Source organism: Variovorax sp. Soil_C_33, from assembly GCF_057656935.1.
In genome coordinates, this window is record NZ_JBDGJK010000017.1 from 106,648 (window position 1) to 122,307 (window position 15,660).

Annotated in this window: 17 protein-coding genes and 1 pseudogene; 10 read left to right on the plus strand and 8 right to left on the minus strand. The window is 64.8% G+C overall.

Going from position 1 to position 15,660, the window contains the following annotated elements; translation table 11 throughout:
* The first annotated feature begins 76 nt into the window (after positions 1 to 76).
* The 3 genes from AC3A6B_RS23525 (at position 77) to AC3A6B_RS23535 (ending at position 4,830) form a co-directional block, all read left to right on the plus strand.
* Positions 77 to 238 (plus strand): hypothetical protein, encoded by a 162-nt coding sequence (locus AC3A6B_RS23525; RefSeq protein ID WP_487839061.1) that lies wholly within the window; start codon positions 77 to 79, stop codon positions 236 to 238.
* Complete coding sequence (locus AC3A6B_RS23530; RefSeq protein ID WP_487839062.1) at positions 235 to 4,179, plus strand: autotransporter domain-containing protein; 3,945 nt, start codon at positions 235 to 237, stop codon at positions 4,177 to 4,179. Before AC3A6B_RS23525 ends, AC3A6B_RS23530 begins: the two co-directional genes overlap by 4 nt.
* Positions 4,180 to 4,596: 417 nt before the next feature.
* Positions 4,597 to 4,830: a hypothetical protein gene (locus tag AC3A6B_RS23535; protein ID WP_487839063.1), complete on the plus strand. Its 234-nt coding sequence runs from the start codon at positions 4,597 to 4,599 to the stop codon at positions 4,828 to 4,830.
* Positions 4,831 to 4,842: 12 nt separating this feature from the next.
* Here the strand turns inward: AC3A6B_RS23535 and AC3A6B_RS23540 are convergent, their stop codons facing one another.
* Positions 4,843 to 5,277, minus strand: a complete 435-nt coding sequence (locus AC3A6B_RS23540) for a hypothetical protein (protein WP_487839064.1) — start codon at positions 5,275 to 5,277, stop codon at positions 4,843 to 4,845.
* A 21-nt stretch (positions 5,278 to 5,298) separates the two neighbouring features.
* Here AC3A6B_RS23540 and AC3A6B_RS23545 point away from each other — a divergent pair, with 21 nt between their 5' ends.
* Positions 5,299 to 5,511 (plus strand): hypothetical protein, encoded by a 213-nt coding sequence (locus AC3A6B_RS23545; protein ID WP_487839065.1) that lies wholly within the window; start codon positions 5,299 to 5,301, stop codon positions 5,509 to 5,511.
* Positions 5,512 to 5,541: 30 nt separating this feature from the next.
* Here the strand turns inward: AC3A6B_RS23545 and AC3A6B_RS23550 are convergent, their stop codons facing one another.
* Positions 5,542 to 5,757 carry a hypothetical protein gene (locus tag AC3A6B_RS23550; protein WP_487839117.1) on the minus strand — a complete coding sequence of 72 codons (216 nt, stop codon included), beginning with the start codon at positions 5,755 to 5,757 and terminating at the stop codon, positions 5,542 to 5,544.
* Here AC3A6B_RS23550 and AC3A6B_RS23555 point away from each other — a divergent pair.
* On the plus strand, positions 5,663 to 6,019 hold the full coding sequence (locus AC3A6B_RS23555; RefSeq protein WP_487839066.1) for a dihydrofolate reductase family protein: 357 nt from the start codon (positions 5,663 to 5,665) through the stop codon (positions 6,017 to 6,019). The two genes, AC3A6B_RS23550 and AC3A6B_RS23555, sit on opposite strands and share 95 nt — an antisense overlap.
* 111 nt (positions 6,020 to 6,130) lie before the next feature.
* Here the strand turns inward: AC3A6B_RS23555 and AC3A6B_RS23560 are convergent, their stop codons facing one another.
* Positions 6,131 to 7,723, minus strand: coding sequence for a hypothetical protein (locus AC3A6B_RS23560; protein ID WP_487839067.1), 1,593 nt, complete (start codon positions 7,721 to 7,723; stop codon positions 6,131 to 6,133).
* 197 nt (positions 7,724 to 7,920) lie between these two features.
* On the opposite strand from AC3A6B_RS23560, the gene AC3A6B_RS23565 reads away from it, so the two are divergent.
* On the plus strand, positions 7,921 to 8,898 hold the full coding sequence (locus AC3A6B_RS23565) for a JmjC domain-containing protein (protein WP_487839068.1): 978 nt from the start codon (positions 7,921 to 7,923) through the stop codon (positions 8,896 to 8,898).
* 54 nt (positions 8,899 to 8,952) lie between these two features.
* Here AC3A6B_RS23565 and AC3A6B_RS23570 read toward each other — a convergent pair whose 3' ends face one another.
* Entirely contained in the window at positions 8,953 to 10,134 is a 1,182-nt protein-coding gene (locus AC3A6B_RS23570; protein WP_487839114.1) for a glutamate carboxypeptidase, read from the minus strand.
* A gap of 428 nt (positions 10,135 to 10,562) precedes the next feature.
* On the opposite strand from AC3A6B_RS23570, the gene AC3A6B_RS23575 reads away from it, so the two are divergent.
* Positions 10,563 to 11,138 (plus strand): hypothetical protein, encoded by a 576-nt coding sequence (locus AC3A6B_RS23575; RefSeq protein ID WP_487839069.1) that lies wholly within the window; start codon positions 10,563 to 10,565, stop codon positions 11,136 to 11,138.
* Positions 11,139 to 11,218: 80 nt separating this feature from the next.
* Positions 11,219 to 11,434 carry a hypothetical protein gene (locus AC3A6B_RS23580; protein ID WP_487839070.1) on the plus strand — a complete coding sequence of 72 codons (216 nt, stop codon included), beginning with the start codon at positions 11,219 to 11,221 and terminating at the stop codon, positions 11,432 to 11,434.
* On the opposite strand, the gene AC3A6B_RS23585 is transcribed toward AC3A6B_RS23580, so the two are convergent.
* Genes AC3A6B_RS23585 through AC3A6B_RS23595 form a run of 3 tightly spaced genes read right to left on the minus strand, consistent with a single transcriptional unit; the run spans position 11,431 to position 13,683 of the window.
* Complete coding sequence (locus tag AC3A6B_RS23585; RefSeq protein WP_487839071.1) at positions 11,431 to 12,186, minus strand: hypothetical protein; 756 nt, start codon at positions 12,184 to 12,186, stop codon at positions 11,431 to 11,433. The two genes, AC3A6B_RS23580 and AC3A6B_RS23585, sit on opposite strands and share 4 nt — an antisense overlap.
* Before the next feature lie 44 nt (positions 12,187 to 12,230).
* A complete protein-coding gene (locus AC3A6B_RS23590; protein WP_487839072.1) occupies positions 12,231 to 13,253 on the minus strand; it encodes an alpha/beta fold hydrolase in 1,023 nt (340 codons plus the stop codon).
* A 46-nt stretch (positions 13,254 to 13,299) separates the two neighbouring features.
* Positions 13,300 to 13,683 (minus strand): helicase SNF2, encoded by a 384-nt coding sequence (locus AC3A6B_RS23595; protein WP_487839073.1) that lies wholly within the window; start codon positions 13,681 to 13,683, stop codon positions 13,300 to 13,302.
* 232 nt (positions 13,684 to 13,915) lie between these two features.
* On the opposite strand from AC3A6B_RS23595, the pseudogene AC3A6B_RS23600 reads away from it, so the two are divergent.
* Positions 13,916 to 14,104, plus strand: a pseudogene (locus AC3A6B_RS23600) (alpha/beta fold hydrolase); the annotation flags it as partial.
* Positions 14,105 to 14,147: 43 nt separating this feature from the next.
* On the opposite strand, the gene AC3A6B_RS23605 reads toward AC3A6B_RS23600, so the two are convergent.
* On the minus strand, positions 14,148 to 14,627 hold the full coding sequence (locus AC3A6B_RS23605) for a VOC family protein (RefSeq protein WP_487839074.1): 480 nt from the start codon (positions 14,625 to 14,627) through the stop codon (positions 14,148 to 14,150).
* A gap of 219 nt (positions 14,628 to 14,846) precedes the next feature.
* Between AC3A6B_RS23605 and AC3A6B_RS23610 the strand changes: the two genes are divergently transcribed.
* The gene (locus tag AC3A6B_RS23610; protein WP_487839075.1) at positions 14,847 to 15,605 is read left to right on the plus strand and encodes a carbonic anhydrase; all 759 of its coding nucleotides are present in this window, start codon (positions 14,847 to 14,849) and stop codon (positions 15,603 to 15,605) included.
* Positions 15,606 to 15,660 lie beyond the last annotated feature (55 nt).

The following is a 15,660-nucleotide window of genomic DNA, read 5'->3' on the forward strand; positions in this document are numbered from 1 at the left end:
TATGGAAGGAAGATCCTCTTCCAGCTGCGCCAGCGTCTGGCGAACGCAATGCCGCGAGGTCCCCTACGAGGTCCTGGTGCGGCAAACCTTCCGCGAACGCGGCGATCCGGTCTACGCCGCCGTCGCGAATCCGGTGCACAAGGAGGCCGTCGGCCGCTGGCGGCGCTATGCGGCGCTGATCGAGCCGTTGGAAATGCAGTTGGCCGAGGTTGTCCGGAAAGTTGGGGTGAATTTGTGAGCGTCACGAAGAGCCTGCCTTTGCTTTTGAGAGAGAGGGGCTATGAATCGCGTTTCAGCATCATCTGGTCCCAGGCGCGGCGTGCCTGGGTGGTAGCCTCCGAGCTGACGAACCACTGCGGCAAGGGTGGTGGTGGCGCCGTTGACAAGCGGAAAGCCCTTGGCGAGCTCATGCTCCACTCTGTCGCGGCCGAGGGCTTGCCGCCGGCCTGGCCGCTGCGGCTGGGCATCCTGCTGACGCTGCTTGCGCTGAACCCGCCGGCCCGGGCAGTCGACTACCACTGGGACATTGACGGCGCTACGGCAGGTGCCGGCGGTGCGACGCCGGGCGGGACCTGGAGCGCCGGCGGCACGACGCTGTCCACGGACGCCAACGGCGCCGCGGCTGCGGCAGCGGTCACGACGACCACGGCGGACCGGCTGTTCTTCTCGGCGGGAACCAACGCCACCGGCGCCTACACGGTCACGGTGAGCGGTACGCAGAACATCGGCCGGCTGACCTTCCAGGAAGGCACGGCGAATCTGACCGGCGGCACGATCAATTTCGGGAGTGCGTCCGGCCTGATCGAGGGCGATGCCACGCCCGACACCGTTTCGTCCGTCATCACCGGAACCAATGGTGTGCGGTTCAGTGGCGGCACGGTCACGCTGACCGGCACCAACACATTCACCGGCTTGGCGGTTTTGGGTGGAGCACTGACTCAGGGGGCGGTCATTCTTGCGGCACCGGGGGGAAATGCCATCAGCGGGAGTTCTCTGCAAATGGGCTCCGGCAACCAGAGCACCCGAGGGGGCACCGTGACTCTCGGCGCCGCCGAGCAGATCAATGACACGGCCACCCTCACCATCGCTTCCGGACACTTTTCCGGCAGTTCGGTTTTCTCACTGAACGGGTTCAACGAGACTCTCGGCGGCATCAATCTCACTCATTTCGGAGAGGCGTCGGGGGTGACTGTCCGCAATGGCGCGGCGACGGATGCCACCCTGACCCTGACCGGATCAGGTACCTATACCACCGCCAGCGGCGACCGCACCTTCGGCCGCTCCATCCAGAACGGCGGCGCGGGCAGACTACATATCGTCGTGGCGCTGACCGGTGCGGGCATGCAAACTTTTTCCGGAACAGCCCCCAGCTATACAGGCGACACGACCCTCCACAGCGGCACGCTGCAGCTCTGGAACACCTCCCTGTGGGCCAGCAACGCGATCTTGAACGGTGGGACGCTGCGACTGCATCAGACGCCCACGGCCACAGGCAATCTGGCAGGCGCGGCGACGCGTACCCATGCCAATACGATCGGTGGCACGGGCGGCACGCTGCGCAAAACCGGCGATGGCACGATCATCCTGAGCGGCGCCAACACCTACCAGGGCGCCACCGCGATTGACGCGGGCACGTTGCGCGCAGGCTCGGCCACCGCATTCGGCAACAGCTCGGCAGTGACGCTCGCGAATGTCGCGGGCGCAACGATGGACCTCAACAATTTCAACATTTCCATCGGCTCGCTCGCTGGCGGCGGCGCGACGGGCGGCAACGTGACGCTGGGTTCTGGCACCCTGACCACCGGCGGCAACGAAACCAGCACCATCTACGGCGGTGTCGTCAGCGGCACCGGCGCGCTCGTGAAGACCGGCATCGGCAGGCAGACGCTGACCGGCGCCAGCACCTACACGGCCGGCACCACGATCGCGAGCGGCACGTTGCAGCTGGGCGACGGCGGCGCGACCGGGAGCATCGTCGGCGACGTGGTCAATGATGGCGTGTTGGCCTTCAATCGATCGGATACCTTCACCTTCGGCGGCGTCGTCTCAGGCACGGGCTCTCTAAGCCAGGTTGGCCCCGGTACGACCGTTTTGACCAGCGCCAATAGCTACACGGGCGGGACGGCGATCGACGCCGGCGTGCTGCAGATCTCGAGCGACGCCAACCTCGGGAATGCAGCCGCAGGCTTGAGCTTCGACGGTGGCACTTTGCAGAATACCGCCCCGTTCAGCGCGGCGCGCGCCGTGGCGCTGAATGCCGGCGGCGGCACGTTCCAGACCGATGCCAATCTTGCGCTGCTGGGCACAATCAGTGGCACCGGCGAGCTCAGGAAAACCGGAGGAGAGGCGCTGGTGCTGACGGCCGCCAACACCTACACCGGCGGCACAACGATCTCCGCCGGCACCTTGCAACTCGGCGCCGGAGGCACGAGCGGCTCGATCATGGGCGATGTGGTCAATGACGGTACCCTGGCTTTCAACCGCAGCAACACGCTGAGCTTCGGTGGCGCTATCACCGGCGCAGGCGCCATCCGCCAGATCGGATCGGGCGTGATCAACCTCACCGGAAACAGCGCGGCATTTACCGGCACAACCTCGGTCGAAGCCGGGACCCTGGCGGTGAACGGCCGTCTATGCGGCACCTTGAATGTGCTATCGGGCGGAAGGCTCCAGGGCACGGGGAGGGTCTGCGACACGACCAACTTCACCGGCGGCACAGTGGCGCCAGGAAACTCCATCGGCACCCTCAGCGTCAACGGCAACTTCGCCCAGCTGACGGGCTCGACCTACCAGGTCGAAGTCGATCCGGCCTCCGCCGCGTCCGACCTCATCCACGTGAGCGGCAGCGCCAGCATCGCAGCCGGTGCGCGACTCGAGGTCGTGCGAGCCGGGGCCGCCAACTACAGCGTGGGCACCCGCTACACCGTGCTCAGCGCCGATGGCGGCGTCACCGGCACCTACAGCCTGGCGGGCGACACCGAGAGCGCATTCGTGCGTCTGGCCGACAGCTACGACGCAAACCATGTCTATCTGACCGCTGAGCAATTCCGCAGCATCACCGATGCGGCCGGCACGCCGAACCAAGCGGCCGTCGGCGCGGCACTCGACAGCCTCCCCGCCAGCAACGGGCTGGCCAATGCGGTGGTGTGGCTGCCGAACGACTTCGCGGCGCGCGATGCACTGAACCAGCTGTCGGCGGACATTCATGCCTCCACGAAGACGGCATTGCTGGAAGACAGCCGCTTTGTGCGCGAAGCCGCGATCGACCGGCTGCGCGGCTCGTCCTGTGCGCCGGGCAGTGCAGCCGCTCGCCCAACGCAGACGACGGAGCAGTTCCGCGCCGGCTGCACCCCGAAGGACCGCCGGAAGCACTCGGCCTGGACCCAGGTGTTCGGCTCCTGGGGCAGCATCGACGGCGACGGCAATGCGGCCAAGCTCAAGCGCGACATCGGCGGCTTCATGGTCGGCGCCGATACCGGCGTCGGCGCAGGCTGGCGCGTGGGCGCACTCGGCGGCTACAGCCGCGCGAGCGCGGACACCAGCGCGCGCAACAGCAGCGGCAAGACCGACAGCTACCACCTGGGCGCGTACGGCGGCACGCAGTGGGGCGCCACGGCGCTGCGCCTGGGCGCAAGCCACAGCTGGAACAAGACGGAAACGAACCGCTCGGTCGCCTTCGCGGGCTTCGCCGGCGGTCTGGACGCCGAGTACGACAGCACGACCACGCAGGTGTTCGGCGAGTTCGGTCACCAGATCGACTTGGGGCGCACGACGCTCGAGCCCTTTGCGGGGCTCGCCCATGTGAGACTGAAGAGCGACGCGTTCTTCGAGCGCGGCGGACCGGCTGCGCTGCACAGCACTGGCGACAGCCTTGATGTGACCTTCTCGACGCTGGGCCTGCGCGCGAGCATGCAGGCGAGTGAAAGCACGCGCCTGCGCGGCATGCTGGGCTGGCGTCATGCCTTTGGCGACACGGCGCCCGCGAGCACGCACACCTTCAGCGGCAGCCTGCCGTTCACCCTGGCCGGTGTGCCGCTGGCCAAGGATGTCGCAGTGCTCGAAGCAGGCATCGAGACGCAGCTGCGGCCGAACCTGACGCTCGGGGCCTCCTATTCAGGTCAGTTCGGTGACGGCCTCGAGGACCATGGTTTCAAGGCCAGCCTGATCTGGAAGTTCTGAAGCACGATCGTCGCGTGAGCGTTCCGGGGATGCCGCACTGGGCGCAGCGGAATCTGTTCCGCAAAACGAAAGAGGCCCGCATGCGGTTTCGCGTACCTTCTCTCAATTCGGTTTTGCGGAACGGGAAAATTCAAGGTAGGTTGAAAAAAGTGCCGAGGAATTCAAAGTACCGTGAACAAGCAGCTCAAGGTGTCGTGGCTCGGCAAGCGGTAAGTGCTTGGTCTATCGAGACCACCGATTCAAGATGGGCTGATCATCGACAGTGGTCACGGCAGTCGTCGCGCGCCGCCCCAAACCGAGCGCGGTGCCGCCTTGCCGAGGCCCGCGCGGCGGAATCAGCCCTTAACCGTGACATTGCTCCCGTTGCGTCCCCGCAGGAGGAGCGCATACTGGGTTGAAGCCTTACTTTGACCACCGATGAACATTTCCCCGGCGCGCGACGACGCCGATCCGCCTGCAGCTCCGCCAGACTGGACGATCGAAGTTGGATCTGAACCGGTTGGCGAGGGCGAATATTTCTTTGCCGATGTGAAGCGGGCCGGGCAAGTGATGTTTCGGGTTGGACTTGGCGGCATCGCCGAAGAAGCGTGCTTGGATCGACGAGTTCCTCATTCGAGAACAGCAATCGGCGCTTCGTCCCAAGGCAACTGAGCTGGTCCCTGTTCAGTCCTTGTCGTCGAGTAGCTCCAGTTTGGGATCTTCCATGCGTGATTGAAGTGCCACGCACCCGGCATCCCAGGCGCTCTTGTATGTCGTGAAGCTGAGCTCCGAGCGCGCCAAGGGCTCAAAGCGGGGCACGCCATCGAAGGATTCGAACAGCACCCATTCGAACGCTCCTGACGGGAGTGCTTCGACGATCAGTACAAGAAAGCGGAAGCGGCTCATGCAGTAATGCTGGGCGTGGGCATTGCTTTTGCAGTCGGCCGGCGCCTGCGTTTGATGGAAGGAAAGCTCGCCGCCGAAGTGCTCCACTAACGCACTGCCGACACGCCGGGCGAGGGATCGGCGGGGATGTGTGCGCCAGGCGAGCGGAGCATCGGCCGAGTGGGGCCAGGCCGAATGTGGCGCGGGCAGATCGCCCGGCGTGTAAAGGTGCAAGCCCACTGCCCCAAGGTGACCATGATGGCAACAAAGCGGCCAGCACCTGCAATCGAGAAAGAGCTCGCCGAAATGCGCGAGCAATTGGCGAGTCTCGGGAAGGCGGATTCCCCGGAGCCCAAAAAAAGCGGCCATGCGCCTTCAAAGGCGGTTGGAGACAAGAAGCTCACCGGGGCGAAGATCGCGGAACTCGAAGCCGAGCTGAAATCGCTGGGCGACCAACCTCCCCCTTGAGTAGAAGCGATGCTGCACCCGTGAGGGCCGTCAGAAGCGCTCGGCCTGGACCCATGTTTTCGGCTCCTGGGGCAGCATCGATAGCGACGGCAATGCGCCAAGCGCGAGCGCGACATCGGCGGCTTCATGGTCGCTGCCGATACCGGCGTGGGTGGGGGAAGCTGACGAGCAACACGCCTTCGCGGCGGCGTGGCGGAACCAACCGAAATGGGTGGTTTCACGCTCGTTGAAGTCGGTCGGCCCCAACGCCAGGCTTGTCGAGGATGATCTTGAGGGCGCGATCCGTGAGCTGAAGGCCGAGCGCGACGGGGAGATCGAAGTTGCTGGCCCGGACTTGGCGCAAAGCCTCACCGAACTTGGCCCGATCGACGAGTATCGGATCTACCTGCACCCCGTCGTGCTTGGTCACGGCAAGCCATATTTCGCCGGACCCCGGCCGCCTCTCCGCCTTGTGGCTCATGATCGGATTGGCGAGGATGTGATCAGGTTGGCCTACGTTCCTGCTTAGTCTCGCGACTCGCCGGATCGACGCGTGGCGACATGAGCGCGAGCCCTCGCCAGCGCTGGGAGTGCGGGCGGCGCGCGCATGCGCCAGCCGCACTCCGCGTCCGGTGCGCCTTTACGACAATGAATCCGCGGGCTTGCTCGTCAAGCCAGTCAGCTCCTTCGGAATGGGCGCAACGATCAGCTTCCTGGTGCCCAGGATCAGCAGGTTGTTGCCATCCGGCGTGAGCCGCATCTTTGGCCGGTAGCAGTCGTAATTGGGATAGCTGGCCGTCTGGCAGCCGGGCATGTCCGGAATGGTGAGGCTCCCGACCTGGGGCAGGTTGAGCTGCGTGCCGGCCTGCACACTGGTGTCGAAGACCTGGGCGACAGGCGGCGACGAATCACCGGGCTCGACCGCGTAGGTCAGCACGTACGCACGGCGCCCATCCGGGGACATTTGCGCTGCCCTGACGCCCTTGGGCGGAGGAGGGATCCTGCCCACCGTGCCGAAGGCCCGGTCATAGACCGTGTTGCCCATCATCAGGAAACGATCGCCGTTGGCGCTCAGGCTCGTCAGGTAGTAGAAGAAGGTCAGCCCGGCGGGATTCGGTCGCATGATGTCGTCGGCCGCATCCATGTAGAGCATCGGTGGCTGCGGCGATATGGCGGCCGACTGCGTCACCATCAACCGGGATCCATCGCCGGACACTGCAAAGAACTGGCTCCCGTAGCAGTGGGCGCAAGCGGGCGTTGCGTTTCCGAAGGTGGAAGTGCGCAGATCGAAGTAGCCCAATCCGTGCCAGCCGGTGCCTGTGCCCGTGGACATCCACAGCTTGCCATCGTTGGTGAAGGCGATGCCCACTTCCTCCATGTTCCCCTGGTCGCCGATGCCGGCAGGAGAGGCATGGCTGCTTTTCACGCTGAAGCTGGCCAGGTCGACCAAGTTGACCTTGCCGCTGGCATCGGTCGCAGCCAACACGCTGCCATCGGTCGCGAGAGCGATGTCGCGCAAGCCCGGAATGGAGAGTGCCGAGCCTGTCCAGCCCGCGGCGCCCGAGCGGAATCGCACGATGGCACTGAGACCGGCTCCGCCGTAAGGAGTCGGGTACGAGGCGTAGATATCGCCATGCGCGGCGTCGTACACCATGGTCTTAGGAACGCCGAAGCCACTGGTGTCCAGCGCGGCGTACACCATGGTCACGGTGAGCGTGTAGCTGACCGTCCAGGGCGAGCCGACGTAGTTCACCGCGCAGGCCGAGTCAGGACAGGCCTGAAAGACCAGCGTGCCCTTGTAGACGCCGGGAGGCAGGCCGGCCTTGGGCTTGATGGCGATGCGCGCAGACCGGCCCGTGACGGACACCTGTGCGTTCTCGAGGTTGGGATCTGATTGCCCATCGGGCGACGTCGCGCGCACGAACAGGCCACTGGACGGCGTGCCTTCGGCAACGGCATTGACGACCGCCTCGCTGGGCGTGGTGGCCCCCATCTGGTAGGTCATCGTCAGCGTGGCCGTGTCGAAGGTGACCTTTAGGCTGCTGTCCGGCGACGTCGGCGTCGGCGTCACGCCCGCCACCGGAACGAAGCCGCCACCCCCGCCGCCTCCGCCTCCGCCGCCGCACGCGCTCGCCAGGAGCAACGCGCCGACGCCAAGCAACCGGATCAGCACGGCCGAGGCCCGGCCACGCCTGAGCCCCCAAGTCATCTGAACACTCAGATACATCTCCATACCCTCCAAAGCAACATTTAGTCTTTAATTCTTACATATAACGATTGCTCTGAATACGTAGGTACTACGAAAGTCGAAGGTGCTGTGCGCGTGCACCGTAGAAGAAGAGTACAAAAATGTGACTTTTTCACATTTAGTGGCAGTACCGTGCGTTACAGGAAGTACCAAAGTACTACATAAGACCGAAGATTTCGGTCATGAAAGACGCACAGGACTTCGGTGGGCAGCCCGGGCCGCCGTCGGCGAGGTATCGCGTGTGGGCAGACGATCCCGCGCACTTCTCCACGCACCGGATCACCACCCTGCATCACAACTTTCACGAGCATGCCCTCTTCCAGGTGCCTGAACTCGTGAAGCTCGGCAAGGAGCTCGCTCCCCTGGGGCAGTGTCGATTCATGAGGCCTGGTCTCACAGTCGCTTCCACCATTGCGCACGACAGCCGGCATCCGGACGGGCGCAGCATCGAAGAACACTTCGAGCGCATGGAGGAGCCGGGTTCGTCGGTCGCCCTCTACAACATTGAGGCCATTCCACGCTACCAGGCGCTGCTTCTCGCCGTCGTGGACACCTTGCGGGGAACCGTGGAGCGCGAGCAGCCCGACATCTTCATGGTGAACGGTTTCATCTTCATCTCGGCGCCGCCTTCGGTGACGCCCTTCCACATCGATCGCGAGAACAACTTCTGGCTGCAGCTGCACGGGCGCAAGATCCTCAACGTATGGGACCACCAGGACCGCTCCATCGTGCCGGCCGAGGCGGTGGAGGATTTCATCGTCACCCATTCGCTCAGGAAGGTGCGATTCAGCGAAGAATTTCGGTCTCGCAGTCAGGAGTTCCACGCACATCCCGGCGATGGCGTCTACTTCCCGAGCACCTCGCCGCACATGACGCGTTCCTTGCCTGATTGGACGGGTCCCGGCGATCGCGTGTCGATTTCGATCGGAGTGACCTTCTACACCTCCGTCACGCGCAGAACCGCTCGCATCCACCAGGTGAACCGGGTGCTGCGCAAATGTGGGTTGTCGCCCGCCTACCCCGGCGAATCAACCGCCGCGGACGCACTCAAGGCGTCGGTGGGCGGGCTGGTCGGTGCGACGCGATCCTGCCTCGTCGGCGTGAGCACATCGGCGCAGCGCTTCAAACCGGTGACGACACCGCCGCCGGGCTCCTATTGAACATGAAGCCCCAGGGCAGCGCATGCGCGCGCGGTCATGCGGCCGGACCCATGCTCAGGGCTTCTTGCTGAGCTCCATCACCATGCGGGTGAGCAGGTAGAAGCGCGGCACCACGCTCTCGACCTCGGCATACTCGTCCGGCGTATGGATGCCGCCGCCGACGATCCCGAAGCCATCGAGCGTGGGAACCCCGACATCGGCGGCCAGGCTCGCGTCGGCGGCGCCGCCGGAGCCCTCGATGGTGAGCTTCTTGCCGATCTCGGCGTAGATCGATTCGGCCGTCTTGACCAGTGCGTCGGACTGCGGCGTGCGCGGCATCGGCGGCAGGCCGCGCGACAGCGTCGTCTTGACCTGCGTGTCGGCGATCAGCTTGTGCTGCGAGACGCGGGCCAGGTCGCGCTCGATGCGATCGAATTCCTCGCGCGTCGCCGCCCGCACGTCGCCCCTGGCGGATGCGTTCTCGGGGATCACGTTGGTGGCGCCGTTGGCATTCAGCACGGTGAAGTTGATGGTGGTGAGCTTTTCCGCATCGCCCAGCTTGCCGAGCTGCAGGATCTGGTGGGCCACCTCCATGGCCGCGTTGCGACCTGCGTCCGGCGCCACGCCGGCATGGGCGGCGCGACCCTTGACCTCCACCGTGGCCGTGGCGCTTCCCTTGCGCCACACGACCAGGCCGTCCGCCGGGCGGCCGGGCTCCAGGTTGAGGGTGACATCGTGTTCCCTGGCAACGCGGCGGATCAGCGTCGTGGTGTCGAGCGAACCCACCTCTTCGTTGGTGTCGATCAGGAAGGTGATGCGACCGTAGTCCATGAAGTTCATCGCTTTCAGGATCTTGATCGCGTACAGCCCGGCGACCACGCCGCCCTTGTTGTCCATCACCCCGGGGCCGTAGGCGCGGCCGTCCTTGATGTAGAAGGGCTTGGCTTTCGCCGTACCGTCGGCGAACACCGTGTCAATGTGCGCCATCAGCAGGATCTTGCGGGTGCCCGTGCCCTCGAAGGTCGCGACCACGTTGGTTCCGGGATGCGGCGTCGCCGGAAAGGTCTCGATCTTTGCGCCGAGCTTTTGCAGCTCTTCGACCACCACACCCCGCACCTTCTCGAGACCTGCGGTGTTGGCCGAGCCGGAGTCGATGTTGACCAGGCGTTCGAGCAGCAACAGCGCTTCGTCCTTGTAGCCGGCGGATCGATCGAGCACCTCCTTGTGGGGCTGGGCATGAAGTGCGGACACCAGCATGGCCGCGCCGAGCCCCAACACGAAACGAGGCAGCCAACATGCCGCAGGCGCACTGATGATCGATGCGAATGTCATCGGAAGATCCTTCGTTGAACACAGACGCGGCGAGTCTAGGCCAGGTTCCGCCATGGCAGCTACGATGCGTCCGCGCCGGTGAAGGTCGTGGCATGGTCAAGGACGTATCGCCCGGAGATATCCCCGGGTGACAAGTCGTCGGCGTCAAGCTACGCGTGTCGCCTCTCGCAGTCATAGAGGCGGCTCGTTGGCGTTGCCGGTGCTTATGCTCTATAACGATATCGGCCGACTGTGAAGTGAGGCACATTGTGCGCTTCGATCACCGGAACGCGCGACCCTTGCCCGAGAGAGGATGTGCCATCCTCGGTATGTCGTTCAACCGCCGGATGACTTGAAATCGACCCAGACGAATCTTGATCTTTGAGAAACTGCACCTCGCGGGCCCGGACCTGTCGAACTATGAGCTGGGCGAACCCGTGTTCGTCTATGACCGGGGCCGCTTTCTTGGCTCGCTCGACCCGATCGAAGTCAGCGCCGACAGGTCGGATGTTCACATCAGCCGCTTCTTGGCTTCGCCGTCCCTGGGCAGCGAGCAACGCAACTTCGGCCCGCTCTTGCTGGTCGAGGTGACCATGTTTCTGGCGCAGCGCTTCCCCAGCATCCAGACCGTGTGCTTCACCTTGACGCGGGAGATCGAGATGTATGGCGAGGGCATGATGGTTGCCGCAGCCCGATCCGACCTGTTGCGAAGCATCGGCGCCACGGACATCCATGTTCGACCGAAGCCGGACTCGAGCAAGCCAGGCAACTTCGTGCTCCAAGGCGTTTGGCTGTACTCGGAGGACAACCTTGGCGCTCTCCGGGCAGCACTGACCACCCAGCGTGCGCTCTATCGCGAGCACCTGGGCCGCATTCGAGCGGACAAGCGTCCGGTTCAGCTGCTGCGCCGCCTGAAGCAGTGGTGGTGGGCGCACGATGGTCACAGATGAGGTGGCGCGCCTTCGTTGACCACGGCGGCCGCACAGGCCGCGCGCCATGGTCGCGATGGTCATACTTGTGGCTCAATCCCATGGAAGTACTTATGGCGGAGCTGGAGACCGAGTTCCACTACAACGGTCACGACGTTGCGATCACACTGGTCGAGCGAGAAGGGGCCTGGCACTGGTCGTATGTCATGGATGCCACGTCGCGCTTCGAACTGCAAAAGTCAGGGTTGCCGTCGAGCGAAATTGCGCACCTGGACGCGATCAGAGATGCGAAGGAGCGCATCGACAGATTGCCTTAACCCGAACCGGCGCATGCGCTTCGGCGCCACCGGCCAGAATCCGGGCACACACTGGCGCGTGCGCCGTTCAGCCAGACCTGCTCTTCATCCAGTTGTAACGAGGTCGAAGGGTCGATGTCGAAGTCGATCCGAAGTGCGCGCTCCACAACGGGATTCTCGATGGGAAGCTCCCACGTCAGGAATACCTGGGTGCAATGCTGGTCGGGCGCGAAGTCGGCCGCATTGAAGCCGCTGCTGCCGCGCTTGATCACAGCGTGAGGCTGGCCGGTATCGAATATCACAGCCGTCCCCCTGGCAAGGGGGATTCGATGACCCGTAGCGGGAAAATGCAGGTCCAGACCCCTGTCCTCGCTGAGGAAGAGATTGCAGAAGGCTGCACCGCCATAGCGTGCGCCGTCATGGTGGTACTTCGCGCCGCGGCAGGCCATCAGGGCTACGTCGCAGGAGGCAAGCACCTCGGGCAGGCCGAGCGTGCGTGTCCAATCGGACACCGACTCCACGCATTGCCTGTAGTCCGGCCAACGCGCACGCGCTCGCGCCAGAGGCAATGCCTCGACCTCTCCGGGTTCCAAGCCCAGGCGCAACGATGTCTCCCTTTCCCAATCTGCCAACAGCCTCGCGGGGGGCGCAGGCACGTCGACCGTGCCTGATAGCACGACATCACTCACGCTTCGGCTGCGGATGACATCGCCACTCCAGAAATAGGAAGCAAGGAGGTCTCGCACGCGATGCGGTTGAGGGGGATGGCTCATTGGGACCAGTGTAGTAAGGCTGCGTGACCCAGCTTGACGCTGGCTCACCCACGCGCCACGTCGATCACGGCCTTCGCGAAGGCCTCGGGCGCTTCCTGCGGCAGGTTGTGGCCGATGCCGCCGCTGACCAGCCGATGCTCGTAGCGCCCCGAGAACTTCTTCGCATAGGCGCTGGGTTCCGGATGCGGCGCGCCGTTGGCGTCGCCTTCGAGCGTGATGGTCGGCACGCCGATCACCGGCGCCTTCGCCAGCCTGGCCTCGAGGTCGAGGTATTTCGCCTCGCCTTCCGCCAGGCCGAGGCGCCAGCGGTAGTTGTGGACCGTGATGGCAACGTGGTCGGGGTTCTCGAATGCCACGGCGCTGCGCTCGAACGTGGCCGCATCGAAGTTCCACTTCGGCGAGGCGAGCTGCCAGATGAGCTTGGCGAAGGCGTGGCGGTTCTTCTCGTAGCCCGCGCGGCCGCGCTCGGTCGCGAAGTAGTACTGGTACCACCACTGCAACTCGGCCTGCGGCGGCAGGGGGATCTTGCCGGCCTCCTGGCTGCCGATCAGGTAGCCGCTGACCGACACCAGCGCCTTCACGCGCTCCGGCCACAGCGCGGCCATGATGCACGCCGTGCGCGCGCCCCAGTCGCAGCCGGCAACGGTGGCGACCTTGATCTTCAGCGCATCCATCAGCGCGATGATGTCGACGGCGACCGCCGACTGCTGCCCGTTGCGCGGCGTGTCGGCCGACAGGAAGCGGGTGGTGCCGTAGCCGCGCAGATACGGCACGATGACGCGCAAGCCCGCGGCGGCAAGCAGCGGTGCGACGTCGACGAACATGTGGATGTCGTAGGGCCAGCCGTGAAGAAGAATCACAGGGGCACCGTCGGCCGGCCCTGCCTCGAAGTACCCGATGCTGAGGCTGCCGGCATCGATGCTCTTGAGCGGCTCGAGGCGCTTGATGCTGCCTGTGCCGGCGGATTGAGCGAAAGCGGGCAGGATCGAAGCCAGCTGGGCGGCGGCGATGCCGAGCGCCGCCTTGCCGAGGAACGCGCGGCGGGGCCACTGTGGGGAAGCGGTCATTGAGATCTCCTGGAATCCGAAGTGATTGAAACGCACCTGTGAGCGCTTACAGCGTTCCCTCGGTCACACCGTGCGCCGCCGTTGCGCGCGCCTGCGCGCGCACTGCCGCGCGGTCGAGCGTGCTGGCGAATGCATGCGGCACCCCAGCATCGGCGCCGTCCGCATAGAGGTTGCCGACACGGGCAGCGGCCACGCCTTCGGCGCGTGCGTCCGCGCGCACAACGACGGCCGGCAGCATCGCAGCGACGCCTGCCGATGCGCCTTCGCGGTACGGGTCGGCGCTGTGCGATGCAACGACCGCCTCTGCCTTGACGCTGGCGCGGCTTGCGCCGGCATGGAACTGCAGCACGCCCTGGTACTGCTCGGCGCTCGCGCCCAAGGCGAACAGCGAGGAGAGGGCGGCGGTGGCGAGGAGGACGGAAGCTTTCACGATGATTCCTTTCGGGTGGGTGATGGCAATCTGGAAGAGTGGTTGTCAGCCGGATCGCATGCGCTGTCCGAGCTGATGGAGCGATTGTTCGGCGGCGAGGCGGCCTGGCGATCAGCTTGCGTATGCCTCTGTATCTGGGCCGGCTTCGTCAACACTAAATTTCAATCGCAGGCGCTCGCCAGGGCGCAAGTCGTTTGCAAAGCGATGTCGCGAGCCGGCCGAGGCGCCGGCCTGGAAGTCGGTGCCCTCGTGGTTCGTCTACGGTGATCGCGACAGGAACATTCCGCCCGCGGCGATGGCCTTCATGGCCGAGCGCGCGAAGGCAGTGAGGACCGTGGTGGTCAAGGGTGCGTCGCACGTGGTGATGACGTCGCAGCCCGATGCGGCGACGAAGGTGATTGCCGAGGCGGCGGCGCACTGAGCGCGACGGCCGCGTTGCCAGGCTCGCCGATAGGAAGGCAGCGTCAGCCGCGCCGAGCCGCTTCGATCGCAGCGATGTCGATCTTTTTCATCCCCATCATGGCGTCGAACGCGCGCTTGGCCGCCGCTCGATCGGGATCGGCGATCGCGTCCGTCAGGGCGCGTGGCGTGATCTGCCAAGACAGTCCCCACTTGTCCTTGCACCAGCCGCATGCGCTTTCCTCGCCGCCGTTTCCGACAATCGCGTTCCACAGGCGGTCGGTTTCGGCCTGGTCGTCGGTCGCAATCTGGAACGAGAAAGCCTCGTTGTGCTTGAACGCCGGGCCCCCGTTCAATCCGAGACAGGGGATGCCTATCACCGTGAACTCGACCGTCAAGATATCGGCCTGCTTGCCCGCGGGATAGTCGCCAGGCGCGCGAAGGACGGCGCCCACCGCACTGTCCGGGAAGGTCTCGGCGTAGAACTTCGCGGCGTCCAACGCGGTGCCGTCGTACCAGAGACAAATCGTGTTCTTGCTGACCATCTTGGTTCTCCTGAGTTGGGACAGACAGGTGCATTCAAGCCGCGCAGGCAGCCTGACCACGTCGGCAACTTGCACCCCATGGGGTGGTGCGCATCGCGAATAGTCCGCCGCGGCGCCGACCGAGTGGAATCGTACCGGCAGAGCATGCAGTTGTCTTGCCGGTTAAGACTGTGTTCAGGGCCCGTACCTAGAATCCCGCCGTTCATTCAACGAGGATCTATGAAATCGAAACTGTTGCTTGCTGCGGCATGCGTGCTGAGCGTCGCACCCCTGGCCTTTGCCCAAGGCAATCCCCATTGGAGCTACCAGGGGCACGGCAGCGCGGCGCACTGGGCCGAGCTGGATGAAAGCTTCAAGACCTGCAAGCTGGGCAAGCATCAATCGCCGATCAATGTCGTCACGCGGGCGGCCGAGAAATCGGCTGACGCCAAGCCCATCGGCTTTGCCTACGCGGCCGGGCCGGGCCAAGTGGTCAACAACGGCCACACGATCCAGGTGAATCTACCCGCGGCCGGCTCGGTCACTCTCGATGGGGTCGAGTACGGGCTGCTGCAGTTCCACTTCCACACGCCGAGCGAAGAGAAGATCGACGGCAAGGCCTACCCCTTGGTCGCGCATCTCGTCCACAAGAACGCAGAGGGACAGCTCGCCGTTGTTGCGGTGCTGTTCAAGGCGGGCAAGGAGAACGCCGCGCTGAAGCCCGTGTTCGACCACCTGCCGGCCAAGGAAGGCGAAACCCTGAAGCTGGACGCCGCCATCAACCCGACCGATCTGCTGCCTGCCAATCGCGCCTACTACGCCTTCACGGGATCGCTGACGACGCCGCCGTGCAGCGAAGAGGTGCGTTGGCAGGTACTGAAGACGCCCGTCGAGCTCTCCGCCTCGCAGCTTGCCGCGTTCAGGAAGCTCTACAGGATGAATGCACGGCCCGTGCAACCGTTGAACGACCGCAAGGTATTGATGGTCGGCTCGACTTGAGACCTTCTCGGCGCAAACGCGGAGCGTGACGCTTTTCGCCAATCGATGGGACCGC